This is a genomic window from Paenibacillus ottowii (assembly GCF_006874425.1).
GTDB lineage: Bacteria > Bacillota > Bacilli > Paenibacillales > Paenibacillaceae > Paenibacillus > Paenibacillus ottowii.
Genome location: NZ_VIJZ01000017.1, coordinates 25,008 through 44,488, shown reverse-complemented (window position 1 = coordinate 44,488; position 19,481 = coordinate 25,008). Strand labels below are relative to the sequence as shown.

17 protein-coding genes are annotated in these 19,481 nt (G+C 47.5%); 9 read left to right on the top strand and 8 right to left on the bottom strand.

Features of this window, described 5'->3' with window-relative positions:
* Window positions 1-11 precede the first annotated feature (11 nt).
* Window positions 12-1,010, bottom strand: coding sequence for an ABC transporter ATP-binding protein (locus FKV70_RS24515; protein WP_142614855.1), 999 nt, complete (start codon window positions 1,008-1,010; stop codon window positions 12-14).
* A gap of 196 nt (window positions 1,011-1,206) precedes the next feature.
* Here FKV70_RS24515 and FKV70_RS24510 point away from each other — a divergent pair, with 196 nt between their 5' ends.
* Both FKV70_RS24510 and FKV70_RS24505 read left to right on the top strand, forming a co-directional pair.
* Window positions 1,207-2,088 (top strand): LysR family transcriptional regulator, encoded by an 882-nt coding sequence (locus FKV70_RS24510; RefSeq protein ID WP_142614854.1) that lies wholly within the window; start codon window positions 1,207-1,209, stop codon window positions 2,086-2,088.
* A gap of 138 nt (window positions 2,089-2,226) precedes the next feature.
* Complete coding sequence (locus FKV70_RS24505) at window positions 2,227-3,087, top strand: hypothetical protein (RefSeq protein ID WP_142614853.1); 861 nt, start codon at window positions 2,227-2,229, stop codon at window positions 3,085-3,087.
* Window positions 3,088-3,217: 130 nt separating this feature from the next.
* Here the strand turns inward: FKV70_RS24505 and argS are convergent, their stop codons facing one another.
* The 3 genes from argS to FKV70_RS24490 form a co-directional block, all read right to left on the bottom strand.
* The gene (gene argS / locus FKV70_RS24500; RefSeq protein WP_142614852.1) at window positions 3,218-4,897 is read right to left on the bottom strand and encodes an arginine--tRNA ligase; all 1,680 of its coding nucleotides are present in this window, start codon (window positions 4,895-4,897) and stop codon (window positions 3,218-3,220) included.
* On the bottom strand, window positions 4,894-5,334 hold the full coding sequence (locus FKV70_RS24495; RefSeq protein ID WP_013368761.1) for a YwiB family protein: 441 nt from the start codon (window positions 5,332-5,334) through the stop codon (window positions 4,894-4,896). Before FKV70_RS24495 ends, argS begins: the two co-directional genes overlap by 4 nt.
* A 94-nt stretch (window positions 5,335-5,428) precedes the next feature.
* The gene (locus FKV70_RS24490; protein ID WP_142614851.1) at window positions 5,429-6,319 is read right to left on the bottom strand and encodes a LysR family transcriptional regulator; all 891 of its coding nucleotides are present in this window, start codon (window positions 6,317-6,319) and stop codon (window positions 5,429-5,431) included.
* A gap of 152 nt (window positions 6,320-6,471) precedes the next feature.
* On the opposite strand from FKV70_RS24490, the gene FKV70_RS24485 reads away from it, so the two are divergent.
* The 4 genes from FKV70_RS24485 to FKV70_RS24470 all read left to right on the top strand — a co-directional run bounded on the left by FKV70_RS24485 (window position 6,472) and on the right by FKV70_RS24470 (window position 11,079).
* The gene (locus FKV70_RS24485) at window positions 6,472-8,223 is read left to right on the top strand and encodes an ABC transporter ATP-binding protein (RefSeq protein WP_142614850.1); all 1,752 of its coding nucleotides are present in this window, start codon (window positions 6,472-6,474) and stop codon (window positions 8,221-8,223) included.
* Window positions 8,220-9,959 carry an ABC transporter ATP-binding protein gene (locus tag FKV70_RS24480; RefSeq protein ID WP_142614849.1) on the top strand — a complete coding sequence of 580 codons (1,740 nt, stop codon included), beginning with the start codon at window positions 8,220-8,222 and terminating at the stop codon, window positions 9,957-9,959. The genes FKV70_RS24485 and FKV70_RS24480 overlap by 4 nt, the downstream gene beginning before the upstream one ends.
* A 211-nt stretch (window positions 9,960-10,170) precedes the next feature.
* Entirely contained in the window at window positions 10,171-10,485 is a 315-nt protein-coding gene (locus FKV70_RS24475; RefSeq protein WP_049825437.1) for a MazG nucleotide pyrophosphohydrolase domain-containing protein, read from the top strand.
* 12 nt (window positions 10,486-10,497) lie between these two features.
* Window positions 10,498-11,079, top strand: coding sequence for an LOG family protein (locus FKV70_RS24470; protein WP_142614848.1), 582 nt, complete (start codon window positions 10,498-10,500; stop codon window positions 11,077-11,079).
* Window positions 11,080-11,280: 201 nt separating this feature from the next.
* Here the strand turns inward: FKV70_RS24470 and FKV70_RS24465 are convergent, their stop codons facing one another.
* Both FKV70_RS24465 and speE read right to left on the bottom strand, forming a co-directional pair.
* Window positions 11,281-12,573, bottom strand: a complete 1,293-nt coding sequence (locus tag FKV70_RS24465) for an MFS transporter (protein ID WP_142614847.1) — start codon at window positions 12,571-12,573, stop codon at window positions 11,281-11,283.
* A gap of 265 nt (window positions 12,574-12,838) precedes the next feature.
* Window positions 12,839-13,666, bottom strand: a complete 828-nt coding sequence (speE, locus tag FKV70_RS24460; protein WP_142614846.1) for a polyamine aminopropyltransferase — start codon at window positions 13,664-13,666, stop codon at window positions 12,839-12,841.
* Window positions 13,667-13,924: 258 nt separating this feature from the next.
* On the opposite strand from speE, the gene FKV70_RS24455 reads away from it, so the two are divergent.
* Complete coding sequence (locus tag FKV70_RS24455) at window positions 13,925-14,881, top strand: IS30 family transposase (protein ID WP_142614845.1); 957 nt, start codon at window positions 13,925-13,927, stop codon at window positions 14,879-14,881.
* Between the two features lie 151 nt (window positions 14,882-15,032).
* Window positions 15,033-17,090, top strand: a complete 2,058-nt coding sequence (locus tag FKV70_RS24450) for a transglycosylase domain-containing protein (RefSeq protein ID WP_142614844.1) — start codon at window positions 15,033-15,035, stop codon at window positions 17,088-17,090.
* A gap of 147 nt (window positions 17,091-17,237) precedes the next feature.
* On the opposite strand, the gene FKV70_RS24445 is transcribed toward FKV70_RS24450, so the two are convergent.
* Window positions 17,238-17,702 (bottom strand): transporter, encoded by a 465-nt coding sequence (locus FKV70_RS24445; protein ID WP_082825264.1) that lies wholly within the window; start codon window positions 17,700-17,702, stop codon window positions 17,238-17,240.
* Between the two features lie 134 nt (window positions 17,703-17,836).
* Window positions 17,837-18,886: a hypothetical protein gene (locus FKV70_RS24440; RefSeq protein ID WP_142614843.1), complete on the bottom strand. Its 1,050-nt coding sequence runs from the start codon at window positions 18,884-18,886 to the stop codon at window positions 17,837-17,839.
* A 123-nt stretch (window positions 18,887-19,009) separates the two neighbouring features.
* Here FKV70_RS24440 and FKV70_RS24435 point away from each other — a divergent pair, with 123 nt between their 5' ends.
* A complete protein-coding gene (locus FKV70_RS24435) occupies window positions 19,010-19,402 on the top strand; it encodes a VOC family protein (protein WP_064795684.1) in 393 nt (130 codons plus the stop codon).
* Window positions 19,403-19,481: the final 79 nt, after the last annotated feature.

The window sequence follows — 19,481 nt, the reverse complement described above, 5'->3', positions numbered from 1 at the left end:
ACCCCTTTTCACTATGTTCCAAGTTGATGGATGTATTGCGGTGATACCCAAATACGCATTTTTTCGCCTATCTGCAAACGGGTGAAATGATATGCAGTCCATTGCTCGCCATTTTCAGCTAGTAGACGGATTTCATAACGATCGCCAACATAGCTGACATGTAGAATCTCTACTGTAAAAGTGTGCTGATCTGCTTGCTCCTGTCCCCAACGGACATGCTCAGGCCGAAATAATATCCGTTCCAACTCAAGCCAGTTGGATTTACCGATAAACCTTGCCACCTCTGGATGAGCTGGGCGACTATAGATCGCCTCTGGTGTTCCGGTCTGCAAAATATGTCCACTTTTCATAACTACCACTTCATCAGACATGGACATGGCCTCGATCTGATCATGGGTGACGTATAGGGCGGTCAGCCCCAGATCGCGCACAAGCGATATCATCTCAATGCGCATCTCTTCCCGCAGCACAGCATCCAGTGCACTAAGCGGCTCGTCGAATAAAACCAGTCGAGGCCGGGTAGCAACTGCTCTTGCAAAAGATACCCGTTGCTGCTGTCCACCAGACAACTGATGGGGATAGCGATCCTCCATCCCTGACAACCTCACCTTATCGAGCGCCTCCAGCACTACGTCCCGTAGTTCCTTCCCTTGTGCGCTAACAGACCCTTTACCCCGCTTGCTCGCTCGCAGGCCGAAGGCCACATTTTCAAACACTGTCATATGCGGCCACAGCGCAAAATCCTGAAAGACCATACCAAAGTGGCGAAGATGTGCGGGAATATCCTTTTTGCGTTCAGCTGAAAAGAGAATTTCCTCTCCCATCGTGATTGTGCCAGTATCCGGTGTTTCCAGACCAGCAATCAAGCGCAAGAGCGTCGTCTTCCCACAGCCGGACGGCCCGAGCAGTGTGGTGAACTTGCCTCGTCGTACGACCAGGTTCGTCTCGTGCAGCGCGGTGGTTTGGCCGAAGGTTTTACTTAATCCACGAATATATAGATCCTGATTCATCGCATTACCTGCCTGTTCTTGTGACTGACCCCAGTGTAAAACTTGAATTCGCAACCTGTGTTATTGGAAAGTTAAAACAAAATTAATTATTTCAATGAATTGTGTTAACACTCATAGATTTAATCTATATAGAGGCGATTGATGCTGCTGCCCAACGAATAGATTGCTCGATTAACCTGAAAGCGAGGCATTCTCAGTGAACTTAAGTCTTCTGAAGTTACATATTGTAGAGCTGCTGAACAAGCACCACAAAATCACCACCGTAGCCGAGCTTCTCGGTCTAAAGCAGCCCACTGTTACTTTCCATATGAAAAATCTGGAGCGTGAATTCGGAGTCAAGCTGTTTGATACACGTATGGGCAAAATCATCCTGACGGATGCCGGAAATGCACTGCTGCACTATGCCACCAAGATTAATGCACTTGCGGCAGAGGCTGAGCGAGTCGTCCGTGAGTTTGATACGCTCCAACGAGGAAGTATACGTATTGGTGCAAGCTATGTACCCGCTACCTACCTGCTGCCTGCCGTGCTGCACCGGTTTGCCCGCGAGCATCCGGGTATTCACATCGCCTTGTCCGTGAAAACAGCGCCCGTGATCAAGGACATGCTCGCTCGCCACGAAATTGACCTCGGCATTATATCAGCAGAGCCGTTTCAATCCCCAACGCTACTCTCAGAATCCCTGGGAGAGGATGAACTGGTGCTTATCTGCTCACCCACTCATCCGCTCGCTAGCGAAACCGATTTGACATCCGAGCGTATCGCTTCAGCCTCTTTTGTGTTGCATGGAAAAGATTCAAGTACACGCCATGTGACTGACAAATGGCTGGAGCGCGGACGACGCCGGCTTCCGTCCTATCTGGAATTGGATTCACTGGAAGCTATCAAACAGGCGGTTATGCTAGGAGAACACATCTCCTTTGTCTCACGTCTTGCTGTTCAATCAGAGGTTGAGCGGGGTTTACTGGTTGTAAGGCCTATTCCGGGGCAGCCTGTTGAGCGGCACATTTATATGGTCAGCAACAGAGATCGTCATCGCTCCGCGCTGATCCACAGATTCACTGAATATTTAGGATGAAACCAAGATTAAATATTGGCTGTCATATATAAAATATGGTATTTTTTAACCAGAATACCATCTTACTTTGACATTCGACTGACAACCCCCCCGTAAAGTGTAACGTGTAACCCATTCGGACGAACAGGAGAGGATGAAATGAAAACAGGCCATCGTATCACCAAATTCATGTCGGTAGTAACTCTGAGTGCAGTGCTGCTCGCAACAGGATGGAAAGGAGCAGAGCCTGTACAAGCCGCTGCCAATGCCACGCCAAGCTATGAGGTGAAACTGCTGCTGGATACAGCTCAGGTTCTCAACGCGGATGGCTCTTTAAAAAACGGCATCGTAAATGAGTTCCAAATCAGCGAGGAAGCGCAACGCTTAAAGGTCGAGTATTTTGACACAGACTCATTGCAACTGAATGACGAGGGTTGGAACGTTAGATTTCGCAAGAAAGAAGACAAAAAGAATTATGAATTAACCTACAAAAAACGCTATACGGTCACAGACGGGAATATCGACGCAGCACTTACCCAAGCGAATAAGGAAGGATTCAGTGCCTCCGATGATAATTATGAGGCTGAGGTGGATTGGGGATACAACAAGCAGACACTAAGCTTTTCCAATGATAGGAAAACGAGTGCCTCCAAAGGATTATCTCTGCCTTCCCCGAATCAAGCCTTAAAACAATTGCAGGATAATCTTCCGGGCAAGCTGCAGAACTGGAAAAGCAGCAATTGGGGTAAACAAACCTTGGCAAACTCCAGAGTACGCGGTCCTGTAGAGGTCAGCAAATATGAGGGCAGCTTTCAGGGCCTGGATACTGATGTTGAAATATGGCCTATTCGTAGCGCAAACGGATCGGGTACTGACAATATCATCGAAATTTCCTTCAAAACTTCGGATTACAATGTTGCCGCAAGCAACCGAACCAAGCTGATTAACCTGCTGCAATCCAAAGGATGGCTGATTCCCGCCGATTCCCTCAAAACGAATCTGGTACTGGAACGCTATTAAACTACTCATACCTAAAAAGTACTCCAACCTAAAAAAGGAACCGAACGAGCCTCCTTGTAGAGGGCAGCACGAACGGTTCCTTTTATTATTATACATATGACTACAAGGTCAATACGTTGCAGTTGTTTAATTACATACGTTCCGGTGCAGACACACCCACAAGCTTCAGAACATTGGCAATGGTCGTGCGAACCGCACCAAACAACGCCAAACGAGCCTGCGTTTGAGCGGCATCCTCTGTGATGACACGCTCTGCCTTATAGTAGCTGTGGAACAATGATGCCAGCTCGTAGACATAGCGAATCATACGATGCGGCGCAAAGTTTGCAGCTGCCACCGATACTTCCTCTGGCAACTCGCCAATTTTGCGTAACAGATCGTATTCATGCTCAGCCGTCAGCTTGGACAAGTCAACTTCTGACAATGGCAGCACAGCAATCCCCTGTTCTTCGGCTTGGCGATATACGCTGCATGCACGTGCGTGTGCATATTGCACGTAGAATACCGGATTCTCATTGGAGGTGGAAATCGCCAAATCCATATCAAAATCCAGATGTGAATCCATACTGCGCATGGTGAAGAAGTAACGGATCGCGTCTACGCCTACTTCTTCCATCAGATCCTCCATCGTTACGGCCTTGCCAGTACGCTTAGACATTTTTACTTTTTCCCCGTTTTGGAACAAGCTGACCATTTGGGCAATCAGCACTTTAAGCTTATCCGGGTCATTGCCCAGTGCTTCCATTGCCGCCTTCATCCGCGGAATATAACCGTGGTGATCCGCTCCCCAGATGTTGATGATCGTGTCATAGCCACGAGCGTATTTGTCGCGGTGATAAGCAATATCCGGAGTCAGGTACGTATAAGTGCCGTCATTTTTGATCAATACACGGTCTTTATCGTCGCCATACTTGGTCGTATTCAGCCAAGTCGCCCCGTCTTTTTCATAAATTTCCTCACGGTCACGCAGCTCATTCAACGCTTTAAGTACTTCACCATTATCATACAGTGATGTTTCGCTGAACCAGGAATCAAAAGGTACACGGAACCGCTCCAGATCACGCTTGATCTTATTCAGTTCCTTTTCCAAACCGTATTCACGGAAAAATGCAGCACGATCTCCCGGTTCCATGGACAACAAAGAGTCGCCCTTCTCAGCCACCAGTTCCTTCGCAAAACCGATGATATCCTCACCATGGTATCCGTCCTCCGGCATCTCCGCAGACTGTCCCAGCTCCTGCAAATAACGCGCCTCAATGGAACGACTCATATTGTAAATCTGATTCCCCGCATCATTAATGTAATATTCACGAGTAACTTGATATCCTGCAAAATCAAGCACGTTACAGAGCGCATCCCCTACAGCTGCGCCACGTGCATGGCCCAAGTGAAGACTACCGGTCGGATTGGCGCTGACAAATTCGATCTGTACTTTTTTGCCTGCACCTACGTGTACACGACCGTAATCTGCTCCTTGCTCCTGTACTTGTCCAATCACTGCATAGAGGTAACTCTTGTTCAGGCGAAAGTTAATAAAGCCTGGTCCGGCGATTTCCGCACTTTCAATAGAAGCGGAAGCTAGGTCCATATTTGCGATCAAATCTTCAGCGATCTGACGCGGGTTCTTCTTTGCAATGCGAGTGAGCTGCATTGCTACGTTGGTAGCTAAGTCACCGTGTGACTTGTCCTTAGGTACTTCCAATGTAATAGTCGGCAGCTCTTCGCGGCTCACGATTCCGGCCGCCAGCACCGCTGCCTCGATTGCTGAGGTTACCTTTTGATTAATAAGTTCCAGTGGATTGCTTGTCATGATTGTTGCTCCTCCTGTATATGCAAACTGATGGCAAAATGCCCCGAGAAATCCTCAAATACGTACAGATCATAGGTCCAGCTCACATGTCCGGTGAAACCATCCATCCGAATATCGAGCTTCTGCGTATGCGCAGACATGTTCAGGTTTAAATAAGGCGAGCGGTAAAATCCAGGCAACCTGCGTCCCAGCGCGAACGACTGCTCTGATTGTACCTCGCCGTGGCGAATTAGCTTTAGCTCGTCCGGTCCAATTTTGACTGTGTTCCGTGTCGTACCGCCTTCTGGACTCTCTTGCGGCTCTTCGTACCTTATATATAGATGCTTCCCGCGAACGATTGCTTCTCCAGGAAGCTCCTGTACCACATCTTCTCCGTCATGATGACTATGAAGACGGATTCGAACCTTTGCATTGTGTGGCATGTGTTCAAACTCCATTCTATCGCTATCCTACTGTACTACTATATCCAGTTCCCGATTGCAATTCAAATGAGTTTTTACAAAAAGATGCTTTCACACTTAAAAAATTCAACTACTGTAGGTCGGCTGCACGGGATGCCTCGCTAAAACTTTCAATGAACCGGGAAGCCAATGAAGACATGTATTTATCCTTCAACCAGACAGCCGCCACTCGTGTGTGCAATTCTTCACAGCTAATTTCCTTAACGATTAAATGATTATTGCTGCCCAAAGACAAAGCGGAGCGCGAAATCATGCCAATACCCAGCCCTTCGTTGGCCCAATGAAGCGTGGTGCGGGCATCGTCATTTTTGCAAAAGATGTTCGGCTCAAAGCCGTGCTTCATACAGGTATTGTGGATCAATTGCTCAAAACGGCGATATATAATGAGTGGTCTGTTCTTCAACTCAGCCAATGAAATAGTCTTCTGTTCAGGACTCCAATCATGTTCTTCCGTCATTACTGCTACCATGGGCTCGGATTCGGCATATCTGCATCCTAAATCCGTGGTATTAAAGGGGGTTCTGACAATACCGACCTCGATAATCCCTTTGTTCAAAAGATCGAGAATCCTAAAGGTATTTCCCTCATGAATTTCAAATTTTACACCCGCATAGGTTTTATGAAATTCGGAAAGCCTGTCTTTCATCAGGGTTGCTCCAGAGGAAGAGACTGTTCCAATGGTGAGCGTCCCCTTCATCCCCATGGCAAAATCATTCATTTCCCTGGTCGTAGCATCCGTCAGCTCCAAGATTTGCTTGGCTCTGTTCCGTAAAATGATTCCGGCCTCTGTCAATCGAATGCTCCGTGAGCCTCGATGCACAAGCTTTACACCAAGCTCTTCCTCCAGCTGCATAAGCTGTTGACTTAAGGGAGGCTGTGCAATTTGCAGTTTTTTGGCTGCCGCTGTAATCTGTCCGGCGTCGGCAATCGCTAAAAAGTACTTGAGATGCCTTAATTCCATCATGAACCTCCGGTTCTGATATATGTGAAACCTATATCTCTAATATATATTAAATATTTTTCATATGGTTAGGGATATGCCATAATTATACTCAGATATGCAATTGCACTAGGAAAAATTTTATACAATATTCAGGTTAGGTGATGGTTTATTTGCTGAAATTTGCTGTTTTTTTGAAACCCTATAAAAAGGAAACGATTCTTGGGCCTCTGTTTAAACTGATTGAGGCTATTCTGGAATTGCTACTGCCTACTATGGTAGCTTTAATGATTAATCATGGCGTCGGTAGGGGAGATACCCATTATGTATGGCAATTGGGCCTGTTGATGTTGCTCATGACTATTCTGGGCTTTGGCAGTTCTCTCGTGTGCCAGTTTTACGCAGCCCGTGCTTCCCAAGGATTCGGAACCACACTGCGCAACACCATGTTTAAGCATATTTCATCGTTTTCTTATGCGGATCTCGATAAATTTGGGACGCCCTCTCTCATCAACCGAATTACGAATGATGTTAATCAGCTTCAAACGGCTGTGGCGATGCTGATTCGTCTGGTCATTCGTGCTCCTTTCATTTGTATCGGGGCGATCATTATGTCGATGATATTGGACTTCCGCCTTGCTTTGGTGCTATTGGCGGCTACGCCCATTCTGGCTGTGATCCTGTATGTGGTCATTACGAAGGCTTCTCCCCTGTACCAGCTATACCAGAAGAAGCTCGATAAAATTGCTCTGGTGCTAAGCGAGAATCTCACAGGAGTACGGGTTATACGTGCATTTGCCAAAAGAGGAGCTGAACGGGTAAAGTTCAATACCGCCTCAGATGATCTAACCCAGACCGCCATTCGTGTCGGACGTATTTCTGCTCTGCTGAGCCCAGCCACCTTACTGGTGGTCAACGGAGCTATTATTGCCATCCTGTGGATCGGCGGTATCCATATCCAATATGGCTCTCTTACTCAAGGAGAGATTATTGCGTTTATTAATTACATTACGCAAATTTTGCTGGCCCTGATCGTGGTGACGAATCTTATTATCCTGTTCACCAAGGCAGCCACTTCAGCAGCGAGAATTCAGGAGGTTCTGGATACGGAAGCATCGATTTCCGATTCTGACCCTTCCACATCTATTAGCAGGAAAGAGACAGGTAAGAACAGTCCTGTACCAGCCATCTCTTTTGATCACGTCTCCTTTGGCTACAATAAGACAGGACAATTGGCACTTAGTGACATAGTGGTAGACATCTATCCCGGTGAAACAGTTGGGATCATAGGAGGAACGGGCTCAGGGAAATCCACCTTTGTGAATCTCATTCCCCGCTTCTATGATGCAGTGGAGGGTTGCGTACAGGTCGATGGCATGGACGTACGGCACTATAAATTGGAGCAATTGCGGCAGAAAATCGGGATAGTCCCCCAAAAGGCCCTGCTGTTCACGGGGACTATAGCGGATAATATCCGATGGGGGCGTGAACACGCCACCGATGAGGATGTCGCCAGGGCCGCAGCCATTGCGCAAGCGGATGAGTTTATTTCCAACTTGCCGGAAAAATTCGATGCCCCGATCACCCGAGGAGGGCTTAATCTGTCAGGCGGGCAAAAGCAGCGACTTACCATTGCCAGAGCTATTGTAGGCAATCCGGAAATTCTGATTTTGGATGATTCCTCAAGCGCACTTGATTTCGCAACTGACGCTGCCCTCCGGAAATCGCTACGGGAAAATAGCTCTCGCATGACTGTTCTGCTGGTCTCCCAACGAGTAAGCAGTGTACAGCATGCCGATAAAATCATTGTATTTGATGAAGGCCGAATTGTCGGGAGCGGCACACATGATCAGTTGATGAGCAGCTCGGAAGTATACCAGGAAATTAATCGCTCCCAGCTCTCAACGCAGGAGGTGGACCAATGAGTAGCAAGGAAACCTGGAAAAGATTATTAACCTATGTCGGTCAATATAAATCAACAACGTTTTGGGTTATCGTCAGCGCGATTCTCAGCGTGCTTGCCAGTCTGATCGGGCCCTATATGATTGGTCGGGCTATCGACCATATGGTGAATAAAGGAGCGGTAGACTTTAGAGGCATTGCGTTGATTCTTTTTGGATTAGGCATTGTATATGTTGTAGGCAGTCTATTTAGCTGGCTGCTCACATATTTGACGAACCGCATTGCTTTTCAGACTGTAAATGATATGCGACGGGAGTTATTCGATCATTTTAATATCCTTCCGCTAAGCTTTCATGACAATCATCCACAAGGAGATAGCATTAGCCGTTTTGTGAACGATATGGATGCCGTGTCGGATGGATTGTTGCAGGGCTTTTCCACTTTGATCACTGGATTGATTACCATTATTGGTTCGATTGTACTCATGCTGTATATCAGTCCGGTGATGACGCTGGTGGTCTTGGTGTCTGCCCCCATCACATATGGCGTTGCACGGTTCATTACTACAAAATCGCAACGCATGTTCCGCGAGCAGGCCAAAATTTTAGGAAGCCTGAACGGATATGTGGAGGAAATGATCGGCGGACAGCGGGTAGTGACTGCCTTTCATTATGAAAAGCGCTCGTTTGAGGAATTTTCCGCCAGAAACGAACAGCTGTACCAAGCCGGGGTGAAATCACAGTTTTACGGATCTTTGTCCAACCCTTCCACCCGATTGGTCAACAACATGACTTTTTCAGTCACCGCTATGATTGGCTGTATTTCGATCATTTTGGGTGGAATTTCGGTAGGCGGTTTGTCGAGCTTTCTCATTTACACCAATTTGTTCGCCAAGCCTTTTAATGAAATTACAGGGGTATTAACGCAGTTTCAGGCTGCGACAGCTTCTGCCCAGCGTATATTTGCTATTTTGGATTCGCCGCCGGAACAACCGGAAAAACCGAACGCCGTGCAGCTGGAGCGCAGTAAAGGCACGATTCTGTTTGATCATGTAAAATTCTCCTATAATCCGGGACGAACGCTTATTACGAACTTTAGTTTGGAGGTCAAACCGGGCACTCGCGTAGCTATCGTCGGACAGACCGGTGCAGGCAAAACAACACTCGTTAACCTGCTCATGCGCTTTTACGATGTGGACAGCGGTTCGATCTCCATCGACGGAGTGAATATCAACGATATGAGCCGGGATGGCCTGCGGACTAACTTTGGCATGGTGCTTCAGGATACATGGCTGTTCAGCGGAACGATTCGTGACAATATCGCCTATGGGAAGCCAGAGGCCACGGACGAAGAAGTCATTGCGGCTGCGACAGCTGCTAATGCGCATGGCTTTATCAAGCGCCTGCCTCATGGTTACGATACGGTCATCAGCGGGTCGGGCGACAGCCTGTCACAAGGGCAAAAGCAGCTGCTTACCATCGCGAGAGTAATTCTCGTCGATCCACCTATGCTCATTCTGGATGAAGCAACCAGTAGCATAGATACCCTTACAGAGGCCCGCATCCAAAAGGCCTTCATGAAAATGATCGACGGACGCACCAGCTTCGTCATCGCTCACAGGCTATCAACCATCCGTGAAGCGGATCTGATTTTATACATGAAAAACGGCGATGTCGTCGAAAGCGGCACCCATGAAGGACTGCTCGCCAGCGGCGGCCATTATGCCTCGCTCTATAACAGCCAGTTCACTACGGCTTAAAAAGGCTGAGCAGATACGGTCACATCAATAAGCTCAACGTCTTTAAAAAAGCCAATTGCTTTTTAAGCAATTGGCTTTTTTATTTTTCTTTGATAAATCCCACCTTATATTATATAATAAAAACACGAACAAATGTTTCTATACCATCTAAACCTTATGGTTTTGTGAGTAGCCAACATTTATGCATGGAGTTGCAGTTGGGAGGCTGAATATGGACATTAATGAATTTCAAAAGTGGGTAAAGCAATATTATCAGGATAGAAACTGGTCAGACTTGGATATCTTTGTCCGAATCGGTTTCCTGGCAGAGGAAACGGGGGAGGTTGCGAGAGCTATTCGCGCCCTGGAAATTGGCAGAGACCGGCCAGATGAGATCGACGGTTCATTCGAGGAGAACAAGGAACATTTAACCGAAGAACTTGGAGACGTACTGGGTAATCTCATCGTGATCGCCAACAAGTATGACATCACCTTGGAGGATATATTTCAAACACACCAGCAAAAACTTGCAAAAAGATATACATAAGGAGAATCTCATATGAAAAGTATCGCTGTTTTTTGCGGTTCCAGTAATGGAGCGTCTGAGGTTTATCGAGAGCATGCTGTTGCTCTAGGCAAGGCACTTGCCGAACAGGAAATAAGCCTGGTTTATGGAGGAGCAAATGTGGGTCTAATGGGTGCAGTGGCTGACGCAGCACTTCATGCAGGAGGTCGCGTCATTGGTGTGCTCCCTTACTTTTTGCAAAGCCGTGAAATTGCACATAATGGCCTGAGCGAATTAATCATTGTTGATTCCATGCACGAACGCAAATCTAAAATGGCAGAGATTGCGGACGGTTTCATTGCTTTACCAGGTGGTCCAGGTACGATGGAGGAATATTTTGAAATTTTCACATGGGCGCAATTAGGCTTGCATGAAAAGCCATGTGGGCTTTTAAATATTAACCATTATTACGATCATCTTATTTCCTTGTTTGATCGTATGGCCGCGGAACAATTTATGCAGGAAAAATATCGTTCGATGGTAATTACGGATACGACTCCACAAGGAATCCTACATAAATTCACTAATTATACTCCTCCTTCCGTCAAAACATATCTTACGAGCAAACGGGTCTGACATTAGGAATGGCGCATCCCGATCAGCAGACGTACTATATAATTTTAAAAGGAACACCACCGTCAACGTATTCCAGTGGTGTTCCTGTAAATTGAACGAAAATGGCAGACTTTCTCCCCAATCGTCACAGTCGATTTTAAACCTGCATTTAATTATGTAGTCATCCAATGAATGATATCATGCCTAACGAGAACACCAATCTTAAATTCCTGCTCCCGTAGCGGTTGGATGATCAATAGGTTCGTCTTCCTGAAAGTCACGTCGATACCACCAGCCGATCAGAACAGCAATGGTAGTCATAGCCGCAGCCAGCAAATACACCTGCACCATACCAAATCGGTCAGCATACCAGCCCATAAATAATAAAGCCAGACCAAAAGCGAGATTGGTAAGCACATCAATTCCTGCCATTACTTTGGGCAGCTGGGCTGCCGGTGCACTGGTTTGCAGCAAGGTGCGGCGAATAATACCTGCCATTTGAACAGGTAAACCTGACACAGCAAAAAGAATAAGCGCAGCCACGGGAATGGTATTCAGCGCAAATACAATGGTAATCAGAACATATACCAGCAATGCCCCAAGCATGTACAAAAAGCTGTTCTTTTGCAATCGTTTGACCAAGCCAACCACAATCAATCCACCCAAAATGGTACCGGAGAAAAAGGATGCATTCATAAAGCCCCACCAGCTCGCATCCCGATGCAGTACTTGACTAACGTACGCCAAAATAAATACGCCAAGCCAGGAGACTCCCCCAATACTATCCACGCTATCGACAATCATCAGAGAACGAATACGACGGTTATGCCAGATAATTTTCCATCCTTCCCCAAGCTCTTTCCATTGGGAGTCTTTCTCCTTTTCCTTTGCGGGTTCTATTACATCTGCTGAGGACTTTGAAGATGCGGAGTTTAATTCCTTTGGATCCAGCGGATCACGAATGAAGGACGTGACAGTTACAGCCACGAGATAACAACAGGATGCGATTACAAGCGTGTTCAAGGAACCCAGCCAAGCGACAATCATTCCACTCAACGCCCAGCCTGCACACTTGACCACCTGATCACTGACCGCTACCATACCGTTAGCTCGCATGAGTCCCTCGCCAGTAGCCAAACGGGGTACAAGCGCATTACGCGCAGGATTGGTCCATCCATCCAAAAAAGACATGCCAAATACCATCACAAAAATAAACAGAAACGACCTTTGCTCAGGTACAATCCATAAATAAAGCAGCAGCAGTGTAAAAATGACAAACTGCCCAAACTGGGAAAATAGCAGAACCTGCGTCAGCCGAAATCGACCGAGCACGATCGGTGCTACAAGCCCACTAACCACTTGAGCCGACAATCGGAACAACGGAATTAAAATGGTCGTCATTAAGGAATTACTTGCACTGAATACCAACACCACCACACTCAACATATAGATAATATCTGCTGCGTTAGAGATCGTCTGAGATCCCCATAGGTAATAAAAAGAGCGTCTGATCAAAAAAGTCTCCTCCTCTTTGGTACATTGCCAATTTATGAATTTCCATAACCAAACCTCCCCTGTCGATAGTACAAATCTGTTTAATGTCTGGTTTTTTGTATGTTCTACATACACCCTTAAATTTCCTTCTTTTATCTTAAAAGGAAATTCAGTGTCCACTATATGTTCATGCCTAATACACTCTGGTTTCATACAAAAAAGCGTCTATAGCGCTCTTTTCGCCCTGTACTGGGCATAAAGATCACTAAGACGCTTCTTAAAATGTTTACTTCGTTAAATCTTCTACAAATTTAGGCAGTACAAACGCCGCTTTGTGCAGGCGCGGACTGTAATAACGGGTGTCCATTTCCGGAATTTGAGTCTCGTCCACTTCAAGCGGGTCATATTTCTTACTGCCCAGTGTGAATGTCCAAAGACCACTCGGATAGGTTGGAATGTTTGCACCGTACACACGTACAATCGGGAAAATCTCTTTTACATCTTTGTTGACCTTTTGAATCAGGTCAGCCTTGAACCAAGGATTATCCGTCTGCGCCACGAAAATGCCGTCTTCCTTCAGCGCCTCAAAAATACCTTGGTAGAACCCGCGTTCGAATAGCGGCGCTGCTGGACCAACCGGCTCTGTTGAATCGACCATAATCACATCGTATTCATTTTTGTGCTCGATAATATGCATATAACCGTCATTGACCAGCACTTCCACATTCGGCTCGTCCAACTTCCCCGCAATTTCAGGCAAATATTTTTTAGAATATTCAATGACTTTACCGTCAATCTCAACCAATATGGCTTTTTCCACTTCAGGATGCTTGATGACCTCACGGATAACGCCGCCATCGCCGCCGCCTACAACCAAAACCTTTTTCGGATTCGGATGTGTATTCAGCGCCGGATGCGCTACCATTTCGTGATATACAAATTCGTCTTTAACCGTTGTCATCACCATGCCATCCAGAACAAGCATATTGCCGAATTCCTCTGTCTCGATCATTGCCAGATCCTGAAAATCTGTTTTCTCAGAGACATAGGTTTGTTTGATTTTTGCTGTAATACCGAAAGAGGGAGTCTGCTTCTCCGTAAACCACAAGTCCATCCTTCCAACCTTCTTTCTGATCAAAGTATGTGTCCGGCAATTCGGTAGCATAAACATGGACTTTCCTTATAACTGCAACACACAAACGCCGAGTTTGCTATTTTTATTGTACCAAACACACTTGAATTTCACACTTTTTGCATTGACGGATTGTAATATGAAGTGCGACACCTACGGGAAATAAATAAAAAATGGCCCATGGCCGGATTCGTGTAGAATGAAGGTTCCTACACCACATTCACACAAGGAGAATCCACCATGAGCTACACACATCTTAGCATAATCGAGCGCAGCAAGCTAGAAATCCTCCACCAGCAGGGGAAAAGTGCTCGAGCCATTGCCAGTGAATTGGGCAGGCATCATGCCACCATTTGCCGAGAACTCCGTCGAAATGAAACGCAGAAGCCCTATTGTGCCGAGCGATCTCAGGAGAGCTATGTCCAGCGACGTAAGTCCTCCGTCCCAGCCGGAAAATGGACACCACAGCAGTCGGTCCTTATTGAAGAAAAGCTTCATGCCACGTGGTCTCCCGAGCAGATCGTAGAACGACTCCGTCAAGAGGGACACCCTGTGGTCTGCTTTAAAACCATCTATCGCTGGCTATATACAGGCCGTTTGGTGAAAGGAGTGCTTGCCGTCCTACGCCACAAAGGTAAACGGCAGAAGCCTGTAGAGACACGCGGCAAGTTCGCTGTGGGTAAGACCATCTCTCAGCGTCCGAAAGAGGTTCGTTCCCGGAAAACCTTCGGTCATTGGGAACTCGATACGGTCGTCTCGGGCCGTGGGAAAAGCAAGGGCTGCGTAGCTACATTCATCGAACGCAAGACCCGACTGTACACCGCCGTTCCCATGCCTGACCGTACAGCTTTGTCCATGGAAATTGCTTTTGGTGTAGTAGCCTCGCAGTACCCTGACGGTGCATTTCAAACCGCTACTGCAGATCGTGGCAAGGAATTCGCCTGTTACGCCAGCCTGGAAGAAGCTCATGGCCTACAGGTATATTTCGCAGATCCGTATTCTTCCTGGCAACGCGGCTCGAATGAGAATGCCAATGGCCTCTTGCGAGAGTTTTTTCCCAAGGGGACAGATTTTGCGCAAATCACGGATGAAGCCTTGGAGACTGCTCTGCGCTTGATCAACCATAGACCACGAAAATGCTTGGGTTGGAGAACCGCTCACGAATCCTTTTCAGAGAAACTGTCGCACTTAGCTTGACAATCCGTCCATTATAAATAATACCCGAATGGACTGCAAAAGCATTTTAAAGGCTTAATCTTGTTTAAAATGGATACGTATGCGAATCTAATGAATATACGCTTTCGGATTGACTATACTGAGAACATCAACTATGGAAGGAGGTGGCATGATGACCGATACTACCGGGCGATCCTCCAAGCGTAAACCGCTTTGGATTCGATGCTTGCAAGGACTGATGTCTCTCACGATTCTGACGGTCATCGCCGCCTGCATTCTGCTCGCCTATTTGTACACAACCAGCCTTCCGCTCGCCGATACGGATCGAAATTCACGTCTGCTCGATAGTCAGGGGCAAGTCATTGCCACCTTCTCTGCCGGAGGCAAGGAGTCTATCCCTGTCCAGTTGGATCACATTTCGCCCAATTTAATAGCAGCTACACTGGCCGTGGAAGACCGGAAATTTTACGATCATTTTGGCTTTGATTTCAAAGGATTGGGCCGGGCGATAATTGTTAATCTGACCCGCTGGGATATGTCACAAGGGGCGAGCACGCTGACTCAGCAACTTGCACGCAATCTCTACTTGTCTCACGAGAAAACGTGGACGCGCAAGGCCAAAGAGGCCATCTATACCGCACAGCTTGAAATGAAGTATTCCAAGAATGAGCTGCTGCAAATGTATTTGAATGAAATTTACTATGGTCATGGCGCCTACGGCATTGAAGCGGCTTCGCAAATGTATTTTGGTAAATCCGCAAAGGATCTGGATTTGGCCGAAAGTGCCCTATTGGCAGGTATTCCGAAAGGACCGACCTACTATTCACCATATAATCATATGAAAAACGCAAAGGATCGGCAGAAAATTGTACTGGACTCCATGGCGCTCATCGGCAGAATCACACCTGCTGAAGCCACCAAGGCCTATGATGAGATACTGGCTCTGCGGCCCGAAAGCCAGCGTCGGACAGTGGAGGCTGCTCCCTGGTTCCGCGATTACGTTCGCCAGCTAGTGACTCATCAATTTGGGATTAGCGAAGCGATGCTTGAGCATGGCGGGCTGAGCATTTATACGACGCTGGACATGCACATGCAGCAGGCAGCCGAGGCGGCTGTCCATGAGGGCATGAAGAATAGCAACGGACTGGAAACTGCACTAATCTCCATGGACCCACGGAACGGGCATGTCAAGGCCATGGTCGGCGGAACGAACTATGTCGGGAATCAATACAACCATGCACTGGCCACAACCCGGCAGCCAGGCTCCTCTTTCAAGCCGATTATGTATCTCAGCGCGCTGGATTCCGGCCAATTGACGAGTACGTCCAAATTCGAAAGCCGGCCGACGTTGTTCCACTATGACAACAACCGCAAAACTTATAAGCCCAAAAATTTTGGAGACAAATATTTGGGCGAAATAGATCTGCGGCGCGCCATTGCGGCGTCTGATAATATTTATGCCGTTAGCACCATTCTACAGGTGGGAGCGGACAAGGTCATGGACCTCGCTAGCAAAATGGGCATTACGAGCGAGCTCAAGCCCGTGCCTTCGCTAGCGCTGGGCGTATCGCCCGTCAGCCCTTTCGAGATGGCCTCGGCCTTCTCGGTCATCAGCAGTGGCGGGCAAAAGGTGGCTCCGGTGGCGGTGCTGCGCATCACCGATGCGGCCGGACGATCGCTGTACGAAGCCCCGCAGGCCGCGCCCGTACAGGTGGTGAAGCCCGCCTCCGCCTATGTCCTCACACGCCTCATGGAAGGCGTGTTCGAGGAAGGCGGCACTGGCAACCGGGTCGCGAAGCTGATCAAGCGCCCGGTTGCCGGCAAAAGCGGCACGACCAATACGGACGCGTGGATGGTCGGCTTTACCCCCGAACTATCCACCGCTGTTTGGGTCGGATATGACAAAGGCAAGGACATCAGCACGCAGGATGCCCGGCGGGCGGCACCGATTTTCGCACAATATACGGAAAAAGCACTGGAGAATGTGCCGCCCAAAATCTTTCCAATCCCTGACGGCGTAGTCAGCGCCTATATTGACCCGGACAGCGGCAAGCTGGCTGCCCCGGACAGCCCCAATAAGCGGCTGGAGGTTTTCGTCAGCGGTACCGAGCCGAAGGAGACCCTATCGGGGCAGAATAATCCACCCGCAGCGGCACCTACCGATCAAGCGGAGCGACAGGCCGAAAAAAAATCGTGGTGGGGCAATTTTAAACGATGGTGGCTGGAGTAATAGCAAAAAAAGACTGGGGAAACGCCATGAGCGTTCTCCCAGTCTTTTTATCTTTATTTCACTTATCTCATTCGCCCATTCTAGCTCTTTTGTCAGTGCTATCAGCCATCACCCAGTTAAGCCCCGTTCTTCCCTAAAGCTGCGCTATTACCAAAAACAACTAAACGATTCAATACGGTTAGTGTCTACACCATAATAAAACCAAAAACGTCCACTCCATCGGAAACCCGCTACGGATGTTCTGCCTATAAATACGGGGTACATCCAGAAGCGCTCTCCGTTCGTTAGCCATACAAACGTATTGCGGTACAGGCAACCAAACATGGCTCCAGGGTCAACTGCAAATGTAGAAACTAGCGGCTTTGGTGGCGTAAATGATGGTGGTGGGGAAGTGGGTGCTTGAGCTTGCTGCCCGCCTTGCGGACCTAACGGCCCCTGTGGCGGCGGTGAGAATGGCTGTGGCGAAAATGATCCTGGGCCTGGTGGCGGACCTACTGGAGACGAGAATGGATCCTGCATATCGGGGAATTGTGGAAATGAAGGACCTGACGGCGTGAATGGACCCGGAGTACCCGGTTGCGTTCCGAAAGGAACTTGTGGCTGTAAAGACATGTGTTTCACTCCTTGTGTTCTAGGCTGATGTATCCTATGCGGGACATCAGCCCGTGGACTGGGCGAATCCCTAGATCGTCGCCAAACTTGCTATTCCGTCCTTTTATGTCAAATCCCTTCATATCCCAGCCCGATTAATTTCCCGTTCGGACATGCTCCAGCTCTATTTCATGCACCATTTTAATTTCGATCCGTTTCCTGAGCTCATCATACTGTTCCAGCAGCCGGTGCTTATATCCCAAACGTTCGTTCATCCAGCCTATCATAGAGTCATCCTTATGCTCCGTAGACCAGCTAAACAAATCGCCATAGAGCTGAACGAATGATTCCTCGTTACAACGAGCAAATCGGATCGGTCGAGCTCTATAGCTAAGCTTTAGTTCCAACATTTCATACAACACTTCCAACCGATACTCCAAGGCCTGTACACCTGCTTTGGATACATCGTAGCTTTTTATATCCTGAATAAGCTCGCTAAAGGTCAGCCCTACATGCTGCATCGCAAAATAAGACCACACACAACTTCCCGTAGCCGTTCCCTGAGCCTCCCAGAGCGGATTCCACAATATAGATCGAATCGTGTCCCTCTGCTTTTCTCCATACAGTGCAATTCCAGCAATAATTCCCGCATTACAGTCTACGGAAGCATGTCGTTCTCCCCAATGCACCAATCGCGGGACCATATCCTCAGTAGTGCATTTAAAGCTTAGTAGAGGCAAGTACTCATTAAATAAATGCTGATCTACTGCTTGTTCCAATTCAGTCACCAGACGTTCACGGAACGATTCGCATGGAAGATGTACGAGTCCCAAACAAGCATCTACAGATGCTGCTCCATATGGTCCGTTCACCCATGCGGCGAGGTCAGCCGCAGCTTCCACATAACCTAAATAACCTAACACATGCAGCACACCATCAGGTATATGTTCCGGTGATGCCTGATTTCGAACGTAACGCTCGTACATATCCTGAGCCAGAGCAACATCTCCGCATCTCATGATCGGCCCAAGTAACAAACCCCTGACATAGTGATCAGGGTCTTCTACAAAAAGCCAATATAACTTCCAAGCATCCTCCACGGTTCCGTATTGGGCAACTACATTCGCATAGGCAGAAATAATGCTGGCGTCCAGTTTCCTGCCTGAACCCATCATCTCAACAAGCTTTGCTGTCGCGTTCATCATCCAGTCTCCCCTTTCCTGAGTACACCTATATTTCTTTATGAAGCACGTCTCTAGTCCTGAATATTTCTATTAAAAAAGAGAAAAGATGTTATCATCTATTATCCACTTGAGGGAGTTGATCTGATGCAGGATTCTATCCCAAAAATCACAACGTTTTTCATGTTCCCCGGTCAAGCAGAGGAGGCTATGCAATATTATACCTCTGTTTTTAAGCCATCTGGTATCATCAGCATTTTTCATCAGGAAGATGGGTCCGTGTTACATGCCGTGTTCAACCTCAAAGGGCAGACCTTTATGGCTATAGACTATAACCATAAGGACAAACACCCTTTTACCCCAGCTCTATCACTGTTCGTCACTTGTGATTCGGAAGAAGAGATTCATCGTGTGTTTGATCAGCTATCTCAAGAAGGCCGAGTTCTAATGCCCCTTGAAGCCTCACCCGTAAGCCAACAATTTGGTTGGGTCGAAGACAAATACGGTGTTTCATGGCAATTAAATCTGGCAAAAGGGTAACTGATCTATTTTACTTAGCAATAAACCATAACCCATCTTTTTTTGGTACTATTACATTTAGTAGGTGCTAATAAAAGGA